The sequence below is a fragment of the Rhodococcus sp. O3 genome (assembly GCF_048897285.1).
Classification (GTDB): domain Bacteria; phylum Actinomycetota; class Actinomycetes; order Mycobacteriales; family Mycobacteriaceae; genus Rhodococcus.
The window spans coordinates 1-16047 of sequence record NZ_JBMBTE010000107.1; the positions used below are offsets into that span (position 1 = coordinate 1).

Here is a 16047-nt window from a genome sequence, read left to right on the forward strand (position 1 = left end):
AACAGGTCGGCCAGCGCCGAGGACAATGACGCGTAGTACGGCATGATGGCCATGTATCCGGCTGCGACACCGACAATCAGCCCGATCTCTCCGAATTGCTGGGCGGCCAGGAACAGTAGCGGCGTGCTGACAGCGAAGATCAGTCCGCCGCGGGCGATGGTCCGGTCCCGATCCTTGTTGTCGAGCGTTCTAACGATTGCCGCCAGGGTCGCAATACCCCCGATCGAGGCGAATATGAGCGTGGTCGCCACGATCGAGGAGGGCATATCGTATGCAACCGTCGAGTACGCGGGCAGGAAGCTCACCGTCACGTAGGCACCGTGCGCGGTCAGGGTGATCCCGACGCCGAGGAATACCGCTTTCCAGTGTCGTGTGAGCAGTTCGACCACCGGTACTCGCGGCGCCGAGGCGGCGGCGGCGATCGACTCCTTGGTCCGCGTGAACTCCTCGGACTCGTCGATCTTGGCACGGACGACGAGTCCGACTACCAGCAGGACGATCGACAGCAGGAACGGGATTCGCCATCCCCACGACAGATAGTCGTGCTCGGGGAGCATCTGGAACATGCTGATCACGAAGGCGGATGCAAGGATTCCTACAGGACTACCGAACTGCGGAAATGACCCGTAGAACACCTTCTTGCCCTGCGGTGCGTTCTCGACCGCGAGCAGGACCGCGCCCCCGTACTCGCCGCCTACCGCAAGCCCCTGCACAAAACGAAGCGCAACCAGTGCGACAGCAGCAGCCGCGCCGATCTGGTCGTAGGTAGGGAGACAGCCGACGAGCACGGTCGCCGTACCCATGAGAATCAACGACGTGACGAGGGTCTTCTTTCGCCCCACCCGATCCCCGAAGTGGGCGAAAAGAACTCCCCCGAGGGGCCGGGCCAAGAAGCCGACACCGAGCGTGGAGAACGCCAGCAACATCGAGGTCAGCGGGTTGTCGCTGGGGAAGAACAGCTGATTGAAGACGATAACGGCGGTGGTGGCGTAGACGAAGAAGTCATACCACTCGATCGCGGTTCCGATCAGTGCAGCGGTTGCGACACCGCGCGGTGTCAGCGGTCTGGATGTGACGGGTTCAGGCACCGAAACACCTCCCTTGGTGAGATTCACATCACTCTAATGTCGTTAGGGACGGTATGGGCGGAGCGGCAATGTGTCAAGTTCCATCCGGGTCGCAGCGCTGCGAGATCACTTCTGGCTCCGTGGATCCCATGTCACGGCGACCTTCACGGAGAGGATGCCCGGCCGCACGGCCAGTCGATGGAGGATCCGATCAGGATGAACGCTTGCCTCCGACGAGCAACCGCGAATCGGTGGCCGGATCTAGCTCCCTGCGTTCGACATTCCATCCCTCCGCAGTCGCAGGCGGCCAGGATGGCGACTACAGCGGGGTCCATCGCGGCGTACAGCCGGGCGAGGTCTCACCGAGAGATGCCGGCAGCCCTGGGAGCCAGTGGTATTGGAGCGCTTTCGGCGCGGGGTCTCGTCCTGGTCTCGCCACACGTCCTATCGGATTGCGCGTCGACAGCATTGATACGGATCGTCGTTCCGTTCGCACAGGGGCGTCGGTCCCGCGACGAGGCCGGCTCGGCCGCTGCGGAACCCGGCGTTCCGTGGCGCCATCAGGGCCTCCGGGAAGCCGTAGCCGCGAAGTCATCGAAGTCAGTGCTCGCGGACACTGAATGATGCTGTCCGAGAGGAACAACCGAGTAATTCATCGACGGGGGTCCTGATGTCGGCGCCAGAAAGAACGGCCATACCCGTTGACGGTTCGTTCCGCCCGCCTCCCCCTCAGTGCGGGCGAGGCGGGCGGGTTCTCCATGCGCGGGCACGGGGCGGATCCGACGCCGTGCATTCGGGCTGCCAGAGTCCTACTTGTCGATGATCGCGAGATCATCGACAAGTAGGACTTCCGCCTCTTCGCGAGGTCTGTCGAGAGGTCGACGCATTTCAGGCGGCCAGATCACGCCACGACGAAACAGGTAGGGAGCGCAACACCCTGACGCCTGCACCGCCGCCGGTGCTCACCCCCATGTCTCGTTCATTCGACGGTTTCGACGATCGCGATGACATCATCCGGATTGGTTGCCCTCTCGAGGGTGAGGCTGCCGTACACCTCGAAGAAGTCGGCGGGCGCAAAAGCGGTTTCGGGTGCATGCACTCCGGGTGCGGTCATCGCGCCGCGGCGAAGCAGTTCGACACCGATGGCGAGCGGGATACCGGTATGGCCTCCCATCCGGCCGGGGAGTTCGAGTTTCGGGTACACAGCAACGGTTACCGATCGTCCACTACGAGTGCCGCGGGCGAGGGCGAACAGGTCCGGCAGCGTTGAGGTTTCCGGCACCGGTGCGATGTCGGGTCGGGTGTCGATAAGGTCTGCGGCCTGAGCGATGTTGAGCGTTCCGGATTCGACCTTGTCGACGATGGTCCGCAGTTGGTCGAACAGTTCGGCCGGTCCGCACTGCAAGTTGACGCTGTACCTCAGGCCGGGCACGGCGCGCGGCAGCGTCACTGCCTCCGGATGCCCCATCGTGTACGCGTAGGCCGGTCCGACGCCGGGGAAATCGAATTCGACGCGGTCGAGGGGGGCGATATCGGCGGGTCCGCCGTCTTCCCAGGCTCGGATGGTGCCGGTGCACTGCAGCAACCAGTGTTCGGCGGCGGCAGCAGCGCCGTTGGCGGGGAAGTTGTCTTCCGGTTCCACCACAGCCGAGGCCAGGCTCCAGCCGGTGAACAGGTCGTCGACAGTGTCGAGGCGGTCGACGGCCAGACGTGCGCACATGTTGGTCGTGCCGGGGCTGGCGCCGAGCCCGATCACCACATGGCGCCCTTCGGCGCGGGCACGTTCGTCGAATTCCAGCGCTTCGACGGTGGACTGCCAATCATCGTCGATGTCGAGGTAATCGCAACCGGCGTCGAGTGCGGCTCGCAGGATCGGCGTGCCGAACCGGGCGAACGGGCCCATGGTGTTGAGGACGACGTCGCAGTCGGCGAAGGCGGTGCGCATAGCGTCGGGATCGGTGGCGTCGAGGTGCACAGCCTCGGCGCCGGACCCGATCTCGTCGGCGACTAGCCGGGCGCGGTTCTCGTTCAGGTCGGCGACGAGGATTCGCGTGGCGGCACCGAGACGGGCCAGGGTACGGACGGCGTGGCGTCCCATTCCGCCGGCGCCGCCGACAACGAGGACGGTGAGTTCGGTGTTCGCAGTTGTCATTTGGAGAACTCCTCTGTGAGGGGGGCAGATTCGGATTCACCGGTCGTGCGGGTGCCGATCGCCGAGTACGTGGCAGGGTCACGGCGACGCAGGCGACGGGCACGCACCACACCGGCGAGTGCGGCGAGCACGAGGGTGGCCGGCAGCGCGTTGACGAGGGGGTTGTCGACACCGGTGAGGTCGGGGTAGTGCACGACAATGAGGATTACGGCGGTGCACAGGCCGATCCCGCCCAACAGCGGCGCGAGCCCGGTGCGCCATCGGTCCCGGTCGGGGCGGTTGCGGAAGAACCCGATCACCGCAAATGCGGTCAGAGCTTGCAGCACCACAAGGCCGAGCGTGCCAAGACCGGACATGCTCACCGACAGGGTGAGGTAGGGGTCGAGCCCGCCGACGGCGAACACCCCGATGACGACGACGTTCACCGCTGTCTGGCACAGGCTGGCCCGGGAAGGCGAGCTGTGCCGGGGATGGACCTGCCCGAATCGACGTGAGAGCACACCGTCCCGCCCGAGTGCGAACACCAGGCGGTTTGTCGAGTTGTGGCATGCGAGCAAGGTGGCGAACAGACTGGTGAGGAGCAGCGCCGTGAGCACCTCGGCCGCTCCTTCGCCGAGGTGCTCGGCGGTCAGATTCAGCAACAGGTCGCCGAGTTGTTCGGCAGCCGCGGAGCGTACGTCGGCGGGTCCGATCGCGCCGACAGTGATCCAGCTGGTGAGGCCGTAGAAGATCGCGACAACGGCGATGGAGGTGTAGGTGGCCAGAGGCACGGTCCGTCGGGGATTGCGGGACTCCTCGCCGTAGAGAGCGGCAGCCTCGAAGCCGAGAAAGGAGGTGAATGCGAACATCAGGCCCAGGCCCAGTGCAGCCTGACCGATGCCGACGGGATTCAGCGCCTCCAGTGGGAAGGCACTGGCCCCGAGGTGTCCAACCATGACGACGTCGACGACGGCGAGGATCAGCAGTTCGGCGCCGACAAGCAGTCCGAGGAACTTGGCGCTGACATCGATCCGGCGGTAGCCCAGGTAGCCGGTCAGGGCGATCGCGCACGCGGCATACACCGGCCACGGCAGTCCGATGCCGGAGGCATCGAGGACAAGGTGCGTGAAATAGCTGAACGTGGCCACGAGCATGACGGCCAGCGCGTTGTAGGCGAGCAGAGCGACGAACCCGGCAGCCACGGCGGGAGTGCGCCCCAGACCTGCGGCGATGTAGGTGTACAGGCCGCCCGCGCTGACGATGCGGCGACTCATCGCAGCGTAGCCGACGGAGAAGCACAGCAGGATCGTTCCGGCCACCAGGTACATGGCGGGGGTTGCCGCTCCCGCGCCGAGGGTGAAGGCGAGGGGCAGGGTGGCAACCATGGCCGCAAGTGGGGAGGCCGCGGCGATGACCAGGAACACGATTCGCGGCACGGTCAGGTTTCCGCGCATCTGGGAAACCGGCACGGAAGGTGGGGAATGCGGCATGGAATCTCGCTCTCGGGAAGGACGTCCCTAGCCCAGGGCAGAAGGACGATGTGCACCGAGTCTGAACTTTGTTGAGCGACCAAGTCAAGAGAACAAGAATGGTTGTTCGTAAAATGCGTGTTACTCCCCCGGCCCGGTCGCCCCGGCGCCTTGGAGATCAACGAGATGGAGGTGGATCTATGGGCCGGCTGGCCGTCGCCGATCGGCGCGCCCTGTTACTCGCCGCGGCGTCCCGCATCATCGCCCGCGACGGCATCGCCGAGATGACGACCCGAGCGATCGCCAACGAAGCCGGCATGCCCCAAGGAGCCTTCCACTACTGCTTCCGCTCGAAGGACGAATTGCTCGTCGAGCTGATGCGCGCCACCGTCGACGACCTGGTCACCCGTTCCTCGGCAGCCGTCACGATGAGCGGGGACCTCTACGAGACGATCCGAATATCTCTGCGCGGGTTGTGGGAAAACGTCGTCGATCCCGCGGACAAGCAGCTTGCCTTGTACGAGCTCACCACCTACGCCATGCGCAATCGGGACCTTGCCGCCCTGGCCGAGTCCCAGTATCACGGTTACACGCTGGCGGCTACCGGATTTCTCGAGGCCGTTGCCGAGAGCACCCACATCGACTGGACCGTCCCGGTTCCTACCCTGGCACGCTTGCTCGTCAGCGTCGTCGACGGTCTCGGCCTGAATTGGCTCGCCGACCGCGATGACAATGCCGCACACGCCGTGCTGGACACTTTCGCCCGGCAACTCGCAGGGTGTGCGATCAGTCGCTGAGACCGTTCCGGGCCACATCGGCCCGCAAATTCCCTACACGTTCCGTCCCCGCCCGCGGCGAGGAACAGCAGGATCCGGAGCGCGGTCGGAGCCCGCCTCCGTCCAAGCACTGGCACTCACGCCGAAGGCAAGGAGGGGTACCCGATTCTCGGGCCTCAGCGTCAGCGCCGTTCGATCGGTGGCACCCCTCGGTACATCAGTAAGTTCGGCACCACCGTCCTCCGCATCGTGGATTCGGAGATCGGTTACGCCCATGTCGGATTCAACCTCTCGACTACTGAGTGGAGGTCAGCCCTTGCGTAACGCGCAGGCACCCTCTACGGTTCCCGAATAATCGTTATTCAAACGCTCCGGCACTAGCTGCGCGGGGTACGCGGGTCGACCCGTCGGTAGCACACCCGCAGTCGAACACCCTCTTCCCAACCGCTTCCACGAAGGAGGCTTCGATCGATGGCAACAGCCGCATCCAGCGGCGGGAACGGCGTCTTCACTACCACATGGGGACGAATACTGTTGCCCGCCTTAATCTTCCAATCGGTCGCCATCGGTGGCGCATACGCCACCGGCCGTGAGATCGTCGAGTTCGGTGCGAAATACGGAGCGCTCGGGTGGGCGGCCGGCTGCGCCATGATGGTCGCCGGCACGGTCGTGGCATTCCTGGTATACGAGGTCGCGCGCCGGTATGGAGCGTACGACTATCGCAGCCTTCTGCAACGCCTGATCGGCCCCGCGTATTGGCTCTTCGACGCGATATATCTTCCCTTGTCGATCGCGATCCTCGCGGTTCTCGCGTCGGCAACAGGAAACATCCTCGAGTCGACACTGAACCTCAACTACTGGGTCGGTGTCGGTGTTGTGGTCACGGTGAGCGCCGTGACGACCTTCTACGGAACGGGAATCATCGAGAAGTTCAATTCGCTGGGCACCGTCCTCCTGACCGTTGCATATGTAGCGTTCGCGGCACTAGTGATTCCCCCGAACTGGCATCGAATCGTTGAGGTGTTCCATACCGGGGACCACTCGCTGTTTCCCGATACCACCCTCGCAAACGCCGCACTGATGGGGCTGACCTATGCCGGGATGGGTTTCGTGATCTATCCGTCGACGCTGTTCACAGTCCGTCGACTTCGGCGATCACGAGACTCCGCGATCTCTGCCCTGCTGACCGGTGTACTGTTCGTCGTCCCGTGGTTCCTGACCTATGTGGCCCTGCTGGGGTTCTATCCCGATCCCGCAGTCTTCGATGCCCCGGTGCCGTGGCTGCAGATGCTGAACGGACACGGCGCGTGGGTGGTCGTGATCTTCGGCGTCCTGGTGGGCTGGACATTGGTGTCCACCGCGGTCGGACTCATCCAGGCGGCCCTGGCCCGGATCAGCCAGAACCTCGTCGACAGCGGCAAGCCCGAACTCACCCCGCGCACACGCGGGATGGTGGCGGTCGTGTCGCTTGTGATCGCCGCAGCATTGTCCCGGATCGGGATCATCGATCTGATCGCGACCGGCTATCTGATCGGCGCGGTGGCGTTGATCGCCGTATTCGGCATACCCCTCCTTGTGCGCGGGCCGTATCTGATTCTCACTTCCGCAACCGCAGCCCGGCTCCCGACACCTCTCCCTACACGTCCGGACACCCCGTCGGGAGCGCCCGGGTCCGGCACCGAGGAACTCAAGCGATGAGCGCACGTAACCCGTTCGAACCGAGATGGCGGTCGGTCTTCGACCTGCGCTTCGGCGACTTCGATTACCTCGGGCACATGACGGCAACGGCGTACCTGATGTTCTTCGAGGAAGCCAGGGTGGCTTGGTTGTCCACGGGACTCCGCCAGCAGGAGCCCACCTATGTCGTCGCACATCAAGAAATCGACTTCGAACGAGAACTCTTGCGGTCCGATAGCCCGGTCACGGTCGAGATCGCCGTGATGTCCGCAGGCAACAGCCACATCGACCTGCATGAAAGACTCATCTCCGCCAAGGGACTACGGCACGCGACTTCTCGTGCATCACTTGTGATGTGGGATCGGGAGCAACGACGACCCCGACCGTGCAGCGAAGCCGAAAAGGCACTCTTCGCCGACGGCTCGGGGTCTCCGAACACCCGAAATATGTTCCCTTGACCAGCGCAAGGGGCACTCGTACCATGCCGAATAACCAATATTCGGGAGGACAGATCATGACCGCCGCGCAGGCACACGACGACTCGAACGCAACCGAGGAGAAGATCCTCGCCGCCGCAGCAGCGCTGTTCCAGCAGAACGGCTACAGCAGAACCAAGGTCGTCGACATCGCGCGAGCGGCAGGGATTACCCCACCCACCCTCTACTGGCACTTCGAATCCAAGGCAGACATCCTCTACGCGTTCCTGTGCGACAGCCTGGAGGACTTCCTCGGCCGGATCGCTGCCGCCACAGCAGGCATCGACGATCCGGTGGATGCCCTCGCCTGCTTCGTCGCGGCACACACCCGCGCCCAGTTATCGAAGCTCTCGCAGGCCCATGCCTTCATGTCGATGACCTACTCGCCGACGCAATTGGCTTCCGCCCTCTCGAAGGACAGGTACGAGACGGTGCGCGAGTTGCACCGCCGACACGTGGATCAGTGCCGCGACCTGATCCAGCGCGGCGTGGAGCAGGGCGTCTTCGATGTCCCCGACCTCACAGCAGTGACCTTCGCGGTACTCAACATCGCCGAATACACCGCTACATGGTTCCGCCCCGATGGCCGCCTCGGAATAGAGGACGTCGCGCGGATGAACGCCGACTTCGCCTTGCGCATAGTCGCGGCGTCCCCGCCGACCCGACGACATTCACGAAAGCGAGTTACGAACAATGCTCGAAGGTAGGCTCCCGCCCGGAGTAATTCCCGCAGAGATCAGTCCCCTCGCAGATCTGCTCGACGCCGACCGACACCGTCCCGATTCGGTACTGCTGCGCTCACACGCCGGGTCGTGGACCGTCGCCGAGTTCGCCGCAGCCGTACGATCAGCTGCCGCTGATCTCGCAGATCACGGGGTTGCCCCCACCTCTCGGGTGGCGATTATGGCACGCAACAGCATCCCGATGCTGGTGGCCCAGTACGGCGTCTGGGCGGTCGGCGCCTGCGAGGTCGCGGTCAACAGCGAGCTGCGGGGCGCAATGCTTCAACACATCCTCGTCGATTCGGAACCGACACTGATCATCGCCGATCTCGAGTTCCACTCGATCATCCACGCCACCGGCGTCGACGTCCCCCTGCTTGACCTCGCGCAGGTGCGCCTTGACCGGATCGACGCTTCCGCACCCACCGTGCCTCTTCCCGGCACTCTCGCGTCCGTGCTCTACACGTCCGGCACCACCGGGCCCTCGAAGGGCGTGATGTTGCCGCACGGCTACTTCTCGAATTTCGCAGCGGTATTGAACGGTGTCCTGAACCTCGGACCGTCGGATACCTGCTACTTCACGATGCCGTTCTTCCACGTTGACGCTCATATAACAGTGCCCTTGTGCCTGCGTACCGGCTCGGCGTTCGCATTCGCTCCCCGGTTCAGCGCAAGCCGATTCTGGTCGGATACAGAAGAATTCGAGGTGACGTGGTTCGGCGCCGTGGGGTCGATGCTCTCGGCCTTGCTGGCGCAGCCGCGCCCCGCCGAGCCGGTGGTGCAGCGGCTGCGCCACATCGTCGCGGCCCCGGTACCGACCGACGCCTACGCGTACTTCGAGGACGAGCTCGGTATACCCGTTCTGCAGATGTACGGGCAGACCGAGGCCAACGGGCCGCTGTACTCCACCCTCGACCGCCGTCGCCGCGGCACAGTCGGTTCGGCCTGCGCCGGCTTCGATATCCGAGTCGCCGGACCGGACGGCCGGGAGGTGCCGACCGATGTCGTGGGGGAACTGCAGATCCGCCCTCGGCACCCGCACATGATCACCCTCGGATACTGGCGACGTCCCCAGGCCACCGCAGATGCGTTTCGCGACCTGTGGTTCCACACCGGAGATTCGGCCTGTATCGACAAGGAAGGGTTCGTGCACTACCGCGGCCGGCTCACCGACAGCCTGCGTCGGCGTGGCGAAAACATCTCGGCCTTCGAACTCGAATCCGTCGCGCGCAACGCGCCCGGCGTCCGCGACTGCGCCGCCGTTGCAGTCCAAGATCCACTCGGCGGCGAGGACGACATCAAACTGATCCTCGTCCTCGACGACCCCTCGGACTGGAACGTAGCGACCTTCCGCAGTTTCTGCGCAGAGGCTCTCCCCCGGTTCGCCGTCCCGCGCTATCTCGAAATCGTCGACGAATCCGTACTCGTGCGCGGACCTGGAACCGGAGCAATCTACAAGCATCTGCTTCCGGCCGGCGTCACCGCACAGACTCTCGACTGCACCCTGCTCGAATCCTGATCAGCTCCGCTACAAACTGTTTCACTCTCGCGTACCCGGTGCTACGTACCGGGGAAAGGTCATCATGAAAATCATCGTCATCGGCGGCTCCGGCCGTGTCGGCAAACGCGTAGTCGACGAACTCACGACACACTCGACCCACGCCATCACCGTCGCCGATCTCGTCCCTCCGCGCGTTCCGGTACCGAACTTCGTGCCTCTTGACCTGTCAGACAGCGCAGCTCTGGCCGATGTCGTCGCCGCCCACGATGTGGTCGTCAACACCACCGGACCATTTGATCGTTGGGGCACAACCGTTCTCGATGCGGCAATCAATACCGAGACCGACTATGTAGACGTATGCGACGATCCCGAGGCCACTTTGGCCCTGCTGTCCCGAGACGAGCCGGCCCGGCGCGCCGGGATCCGCGCAGTGGTAGGGCTCGGCGTCAGCCCGGGCCTGACGAACTTCCTCGGTATCATTGCAGCACAGCAACTTTCCGAGGTAGACACCCTGGCGACGTTCTGGGGCGATTCCCGCGAAGGGATGGACGTCGAGACCGCCACCGCCTACGGCACCGAGCTGGCCACCGCGTTCGCCGGCGGCCGCGCCGCCTATACCCACCTGATCCTGCAAGCCGCGGCCGAGGTACCGATCTGGCGCGACGGAATCTCGACCCACGAACGGGCATGGCGTCGCGGATTCCGCATCCGCACCAGCACAGGAGGAACCGGGGTCTACCGCATGATCGGACATCCGGAGCCGGTCACCCTGCCCCGAACGGTCCCGATGTCCCAATGTATCAATATCGGCACCGTGAACGTGGTCACCGACCGTATGATGCTGCCGATCCTCGAGCGCGTTCACGCCGGTGATCTGACCCCGCACGAAGCGATCGCACAACTGGCACAGCAGATCGCCGAGAACCCCTCCGCTCTGTCGACCATCCCGCAGGGTGCGCCGCTGCCGCGGATGATCGGGGCGGTCGCAACGGGACGTGCCGACCGGGCGCACCGCGAGGTGATCGCCTTCCCGGGTGGTCCGGTCGACGGATCGATGAGCCTCGAGACCGCACGGCCCGCTGTTGTCGGCGTCCTCGACATCGCAGACGCACCGACTGGCGTTCACGCACCAGAGAGCGCATTCGACGCGCAACGCTTCCTCGACCGGTACTCCGAGATCTACTGGGACGGCGCGCCACCCTATCTACTCGACAGCGCAGAGTCAGGTCTGCTCACCGAACTGGACGAGGCACACTGATCATGACCTTCACCTGGGAATCCGCCCTCGCGGAACTGCACAGCCGCCGCGAAATCGCCGCGAAACTCGGGGGTCCCGAACGCGTCGCACGGCAGCACGAGCAGGGCCGGCTGACCATCCGGGAACGGATCGAACGAATCACCACCGACTTCGTCGAGGTCGGTGAGTTCGCTCGGTTCCCGAACCGTGATGCAGCTGGTAACGACCTGGGAAGCCTTCCGTCGAGTTACGTCTGTGGACTCGCCACGGTCGACGGTCGTCGAATCGCAATCGGGGGCGAGGATTTCACCGTCCGTGCCGGAGCTCCCCAATCCTATCTCGACCGCTGGAAGGGCGGGATGGGCGGTTTCGTGGAAGATCTCGCCCATCAATACCGCATCCCGTTGGTGCTGTTCATGGAAGGCATCGGCGGTGACGTCGCCGCGCAAGACGAGAAGGGGCATTCCTACCTGGTCAGCTCGATGAGCTGGAAACGCAGCTTCGAGCTGATGTCCGAAGTACCCGTCCTTGTGGCGGTGCTCGGCTCCGCGGCCGGCGGCACCGCCGGGCGGGCGGTGATCAGCCACTTCAGTGTCATCAGTGCGGGCAGTGTACTGTTCGCCGGCGGCCCCCCGGTAGTTCGCCGGGCACTCGGCCGGGACGTCGACAAGCACGAACTCGGCGGCGCCGAGATGCACACACGGGTCTCCGGAGCCATCGACAATCTGGCCGACGACGAAAACGACGCATTCGCCCAGATCCGTCAGGTGCTGTCCTACCTGCCGCAAAACGTGTGGGAGCTGCCGCCGCGTGGCGACCGCAGCGACCCGGTCGACCGTTCCTGCGATGAGTTGCTGCGGATCGTCCCCGAGAACCGCAGGCGCCCGTACAAAATGCGCGACGTGCTCACCACGATCGTGGATCGCGATTCATATTTCGAGATTGGCCCGGACTGGGGCAAAGCGGTCATTACCGCCTTCGCCCGGATCGACGGGATACCTGTCGGGGTCGTCGCCAGCAACCCTATGCATCTGGCCGGCGCTCTCGACGGTGCTGCAGCAGAGAAGCAGATCCGCTTCGTCGATCTGTGCAGCACCTTCCACCTACCCATCGTCTACTTCGTCGATGTCCCTGGGTTCATGGTGGGACCCGATGCCGAACGCGCCGGAGTGCTGCGGATGGGCATGCGCGCCATCCAGTCGATCGTCGAAGCCGAGGTTCCTGTCGTCACCGTCCACGTCCGTAAGGCCTACGGCATGGCAGTCTCGGCCACCGCCAACCCCGATGCGCTCGGACTCCGCATAGCCTGGCCCAGCGGTGAATGGGGGGACATGCCGATCGAAGGCGGTGTCGAGGCTGGTTTCCGGCGCGAGATCGAGCAGGCCGACGACCCCGACGCCTTCCGCCGCAGGGTCGAGCAACGCCTGCTCGACGCCGCCGACCCCTGGAAGACAGTCGAAGCGTTCGGCATGGAGATGATGATCGACCCCCGGGACACACGCCGCATCGTGGCACAGTTCCTTGACGCCTCGCTCCACTCCTTGAGGACCAAACTTGGTCCCCCACAGCGCCGCTGGACAATGCGCCCGTGATTTCCGTTCCGCACCCCTCGTTTGGAGACACCATGCACGATATCCGCACCGAACTCACCGCCAGTGTGTGGAAGATCCTGGTCCCCGCCGGCACCACCGTCACCGCCGGTGACGAGATCATGATCCTCGAATCGATGAAGATGGAGATTCCCGTGGAAGCTCCATTCTCCGGAACGCTCACCGAGGTCACCGTCGGCGAGGGTGATCCGATCCAGGAAGGCGACTTGCTCGCCCGGATCACCCCCGACCTCAATGCGACGCCGTAGCACAGGGAGGGAGGATTCCCGTGTTCACCTCACTCCTGGTCGCAAACCGCGGCGAGATCGCCGTCCGTATCATCCGCACCGCCCGGCGTCTCGGGATCCGCACCGTCGCCGTGTACTCCGATGCCGACCGCCACGCACGGCACGTCCTCGAAGCCGACGACGCGGTGCACATCGGGGCCTCTCCGGCGAGCGAGTCGTACCTACGGGGAAGCACGATCGTTGCAGCGGCTCTGAGCACTGGCGTGCAAGCGGTCCATCCCGGATACGGATTCCTGTCCGAGAATCCTGATTTTGCCCGGCAGGTACTCGATGCCGGTCTGGCGTGGATCGGGCCGGATCCTGAAGTCATTGCGGCAATGGGCGACAAGATCAGCGCCCGCAACTTGATGGCCGCGAACGGTGTCCCGGTGTCCCGTGGAACCGCCACGCCGGTGCCGGACACGCCTGCTGTTCGGGACATCGCGGCCGATGTGGGCTACCCGCTGATGGTCAAAGCCGCAGGCGGCGGCGGTGGCATCGGCATGACGGTGGTACGAGACGAGACCGCGCTCGCCGGCGCCCTCGAAACGGCGCGCAACCGGGCACTACGCATGTTCGGCTCCGCCGCGCTGCTGCTCGAGCAGTACATCGAGCCTGCCCGACATGTCGAGGTGCAGATCCTCGGTCTGAACGACGGTCGCATCCTCACCCTCGGTGAACGCGACTGCTCGATCCAACGCCGCTTCCAGAAAGTCATCGAGGAAAGTCCCTGTCCGGCACTCCCCACCGACCTGCGGGAGCGCATGCTCGAGGCCAGCAGACGTGCCGGGGCCGCAGTGTCCTACCGAGGCGCAGGCACAGTGGAATACCTCGTCGACGTCGCTCGCAACGAATTCGTCTTCTTGGAGATGAACACCCGGATTCAAGTGGAACATCCTGTCACGGAGTTGGTCACCGGTATCGATCTCGTCGAGGCACAGCTGCTGATCGCGGCCTCTGAGGACACAGCTCTGTGCGAGCCCATCCCTACCGGCCACGCCATCGAATTCCGAATATATGCAGAGGATCCCATCCGGATGCTTCCCGCCCCCGGCGACATCGAGCGCTGGACGGAACCCACCGGACCTGGGATCCGGGTCGACGGCGGCTACCGTGCCGGCGACAGCGTCACGTCACACTATGACCCACTGCTCGCGAAGCTCTGTATCAATGGCGCTGATCGGGGGGTCGCTCTGGACCGTGCTCGCGCCGCCCTCGACTCGTTCGTCGTCACCGGTATCAGAACGAACATCCCATTGTTGTCTCGACTTCTCGACAGCGACTTCTTCACGAGCGGCGATTACCACACCCAGAGCCTGAAGGACCTGCTGCCCGCTCCCGAGAGCAGCCGCTGACCCCTGGGCAGACCGCCATCCGCCTCGATCACCACTGCACTGAGATCACCCCCGCGCGGAGACAGCGCATCAGCGCTCTTCCGGCCGAAGAGCGCCCGACATGAGGAATAGACACAAAGATGAGTACAACCCCACGCATTCGGTCCGCACGCAACGCCACGGTCCCCGCCGTCGTCCTGGGCCTGCTGCTCACTGCGACCGGCACCGCGCACGCCGCGATCGACGATCAGAATCGGATCGTATCCACGGACGGCTACGAGCTCGTCGTGACCCAGGAGGACACCCTCATTCAGGGCGTGCCGGCGTTGGGCGGAAGCCCGTTCAACCGTGAGTTCTTCCACAACGGCCGCGGCACCGCCACCCTGACCGGTGCAGGCGCCGCCGACGCCGCGGGTACGCTCTTCCAGTTCGGATACCAGTTCGCGTGGGCCGGCAGCATCGACGGCTCCATCGGCGTCACCTATTCCACCCCTGGCCTCGACTTGTCCGTCGGAGAAACGGTCACCTCGACAGTGACCGACATCCTCCCCCGGGCTCACGTCGAACTCGAGCTGACCCCGGCGCCGGGCATCGAGGAACTCGTCGTCGCCGAGGGCGAGTTCGATGGTGACTTCAAGTCCGTACAGCTCGCCAACGTGCATGGTGTCGCCTCCGGCGTCATCGGCTCCGTTCAGGTCCGCCCATTCGTTCGCGCCGTTACCGCCAACGGTGACAATGTAACCACCTACGGCAAGCCCTGGAGTATCTGATCCGTCCGGGCCGACGAACCACGGGCAGCTGCATCACGATCGGGAATGTCAGCAGGACAAGGAAATTCGGTACTTGAATCTCCGAACCTGCTGCCGGGTGTCGGCATCAGCTTCGAGGGTGTAGGCCTGTCAAGCAAGGAAATCGTGTCACTGGCAGGCCACGCTCATTCAGCCAAACAGCACAATCCTGGTCGGCGTTGCCCCCTTCGCACATTCTGATGCAGATGCGGGCGGAGCAAACCAGGATGGTTGCCGGTGCTGTCTACTGCACGTCGCTGTGCACCAGAAGTCCTGGTGTACAGCGACGCTGGCCGTCGAACCTCCGGCGACGATGTGGGAGCACGCCGCCCGGATTCACCCGGAGAATGTTGTGGCACTGTTCGAGTCAGAGCCCGACGACGGCGACACTCAAACCCGACCTACGGCGAATTTCGCGACTTTCCGCGCGTCGCCTGAATCGTCATCTGCCCTGTTCCCCAGTCAGGAGCCCCGGTGAATATCATCATCGACAAGCTGTTCGTCACCCCGATGTCGTGGGTGCTGGCCGTGCCGATCGTGCTACTCGACCACCTGTTATCCCCCGACCCGAGCGAGGTGCGGAGTTGGGACGAGATGCACTATCTCTGTGAGGCAGTCTCATGTCCACCCGACTGAGCGAAGTTCTCGTGTCGCGGTTCATGCGGAGCAGAACTGGTGTCGGATGTGGTGGCCGTCTCTGATGTTGTGCCCGCTGCTGGGCGGCCTGCTGCGCAGCCCCCGTTGCCCCTATCTCGACCCCACCTCCGTCCGACAATGAAAGCCCACGTCGCACGTGGAATTCAGGAAGGAGGTCACCGCACGAGATAAGCACGCCTCAAACACCCCATCGCCCGTCGTAACGTCATTACCTGGTGACTGCTGCGGCGCGACCAGCATAGAAGCACTGTGGCTACGACGTGGGCGGTTCCGGCATCCACCGGGTGGCGTCGCGTCGGCGACGATGGATTGCCCAGACCTGCTCACGCACATCAT

14 protein-coding genes are annotated in these 16047 nt (G+C 64.3%); 11 read left to right on the forward strand and 3 right to left on the reverse strand.

What is annotated here, in order from left to right; genetic code table 11:
* The 3 genes from ACN675_RS22535 to ACN675_RS22545 form a co-directional block, all read right to left on the reverse strand.
* Positions 1 to 1088 (reverse strand): MFS transporter (locus ACN675_RS22535; RefSeq protein WP_420752956.1); only part of this gene is annotated, 1088 nt, incomplete at its 3' end.
* Between the two features lie 958 nt (positions 1089 to 2046).
* Positions 2047 to 3219 (reverse strand): saccharopine dehydrogenase family protein, encoded by a 1173-nt coding sequence (locus tag ACN675_RS22540; protein ID WP_420752957.1) that lies wholly within the window; start codon positions 3217 to 3219, stop codon positions 2047 to 2049.
* Entirely contained in the window at positions 3216 to 4667 is a 1452-nt protein-coding gene (locus ACN675_RS22545) for an APC family permease (protein WP_420752958.1), read from the reverse strand. The genes ACN675_RS22540 and ACN675_RS22545 overlap by 4 nt, the downstream gene beginning before the upstream one ends.
* A gap of 200 nt (positions 4668 to 4867) precedes the next feature.
* Between ACN675_RS22545 and ACN675_RS22550 the strand changes: the two genes are divergently transcribed.
* From ACN675_RS22550 to ACN675_RS22600, 11 genes are all read left to right on the forward strand, one after another.
* A complete protein-coding gene (locus tag ACN675_RS22550; RefSeq protein ID WP_420752959.1) occupies positions 4868 to 5464 on the forward strand; it encodes a TetR/AcrR family transcriptional regulator in 597 nt (198 codons plus the stop codon).
* 513 nt (positions 5465 to 5977) lie between these two features.
* On the forward strand, positions 5978 to 7141 hold the full coding sequence (locus ACN675_RS22555; RefSeq protein ID WP_420752960.1) for a hypothetical protein: 1164 nt from the start codon (positions 5978 to 5980) through the stop codon (positions 7139 to 7141).
* A complete protein-coding gene (locus ACN675_RS22560) occupies positions 7138 to 7578 on the forward strand; it encodes an acyl-CoA thioesterase (protein ID WP_420752961.1) in 441 nt (146 codons plus the stop codon). Before ACN675_RS22555 ends, ACN675_RS22560 begins: the two co-directional genes overlap by 4 nt.
* 56 nt (positions 7579 to 7634) lie before the next feature.
* Positions 7635 to 8303 carry a TetR/AcrR family transcriptional regulator gene (locus ACN675_RS22565; protein WP_420752962.1) on the forward strand — a complete coding sequence of 223 codons (669 nt, stop codon included), beginning with the start codon at positions 7635 to 7637 and terminating at the stop codon, positions 8301 to 8303.
* Positions 8290 to 9837 (forward strand): AMP-binding protein, encoded by a 1548-nt coding sequence (locus ACN675_RS22570; RefSeq protein WP_420752963.1) that lies wholly within the window; start codon positions 8290 to 8292, stop codon positions 9835 to 9837. The genes ACN675_RS22565 and ACN675_RS22570 overlap by 14 nt, the downstream gene beginning before the upstream one ends.
* Positions 9838 to 9901: 64 nt before the next feature.
* Positions 9902 to 11077 carry a saccharopine dehydrogenase NADP-binding domain-containing protein gene (locus tag ACN675_RS22575; protein WP_420752964.1) on the forward strand — a complete coding sequence of 392 codons (1176 nt, stop codon included), beginning with the start codon at positions 9902 to 9904 and terminating at the stop codon, positions 11075 to 11077.
* A 2-nt stretch (positions 11078 to 11079) separates the two neighbouring features.
* Positions 11080 to 12648, forward strand: coding sequence for an acyl-CoA carboxylase subunit beta (locus ACN675_RS22580; protein ID WP_420752965.1), 1569 nt, complete (start codon positions 11080 to 11082; stop codon positions 12646 to 12648).
* Between the two features lie 32 nt (positions 12649 to 12680).
* Positions 12681 to 12914 (forward strand): biotin/lipoyl-binding carrier protein, encoded by a 234-nt coding sequence (locus tag ACN675_RS22585; RefSeq protein WP_420752966.1) that lies wholly within the window; start codon positions 12681 to 12683, stop codon positions 12912 to 12914.
* Positions 12915 to 12934: 20 nt separating this feature from the next.
* Complete coding sequence (locus ACN675_RS22590; RefSeq protein WP_420752967.1) at positions 12935 to 14287, forward strand: acetyl-CoA carboxylase biotin carboxylase subunit; 1353 nt, start codon at positions 12935 to 12937, stop codon at positions 14285 to 14287.
* 119 nt (positions 14288 to 14406) lie between these two features.
* Positions 14407 to 15036: an MspA family porin gene (locus ACN675_RS22595; RefSeq protein WP_420752968.1), complete on the forward strand. Its 630-nt coding sequence runs from the start codon at positions 14407 to 14409 to the stop codon at positions 15034 to 15036.
* Between the two features lie 492 nt (positions 15037 to 15528).
* Complete coding sequence (locus tag ACN675_RS22600; RefSeq protein ID WP_420752969.1) at positions 15529 to 15690, forward strand: hypothetical protein; 162 nt, start codon at positions 15529 to 15531, stop codon at positions 15688 to 15690.
* Positions 15691 to 16047: the final 357 nt, after the last annotated feature.

What these genes read in the sequence shown, in the direction of transcription:
- ACN675_RS22540 (WP_420752957.1), bottom strand. Translation starts at nt 3,219, where the DNA reads ATGACAACTGCGAACACCGAACTCACCGTCCTCGTTGTCGGCGGCGCC.
- ACN675_RS22550 (WP_420752959.1), top strand. Translation starts at nt 4,868, where the DNA reads ATGGGCCGGCTGGCCGTCGCCGATCGGCGCGCCCTGTTACTCGCCGCG.
- ACN675_RS22560 (WP_420752961.1), top strand. Translation starts at nt 7,138, where the DNA reads ATGAGCGCACGTAACCCGTTCGAACCGAGATGGCGGTCGGTCTTCGAC.
- ACN675_RS22565 (WP_420752962.1), top strand. Translation starts at nt 7,635, where the DNA reads ATGACCGCCGCGCAGGCACACGACGACTCGAACGCAACCGAGGAGAAG.
- ACN675_RS22570 (WP_420752963.1), top strand. Translation starts at nt 8,290, where the DNA reads ATGCTCGAAGGTAGGCTCCCGCCCGGAGTAATTCCCGCAGAGATCAGT.
- ACN675_RS22575 (WP_420752964.1), top strand. Translation starts at nt 9,902, where the DNA reads ATGAAAATCATCGTCATCGGCGGCTCCGGCCGTGTCGGCAAACGCGTA.
- ACN675_RS22580 (WP_420752965.1), top strand. Translation starts at nt 11,080, where the DNA reads ATGACCTTCACCTGGGAATCCGCCCTCGCGGAACTGCACAGCCGCCGC.
- ACN675_RS22585 (WP_420752966.1), top strand. Translation starts at nt 12,681, where the DNA reads ATGCACGATATCCGCACCGAACTCACCGCCAGTGTGTGGAAGATCCTG.
- ACN675_RS22595 (WP_420752968.1), top strand. Translation starts at nt 14,407, where the DNA reads ATGAGTACAACCCCACGCATTCGGTCCGCACGCAACGCCACGGTCCCC.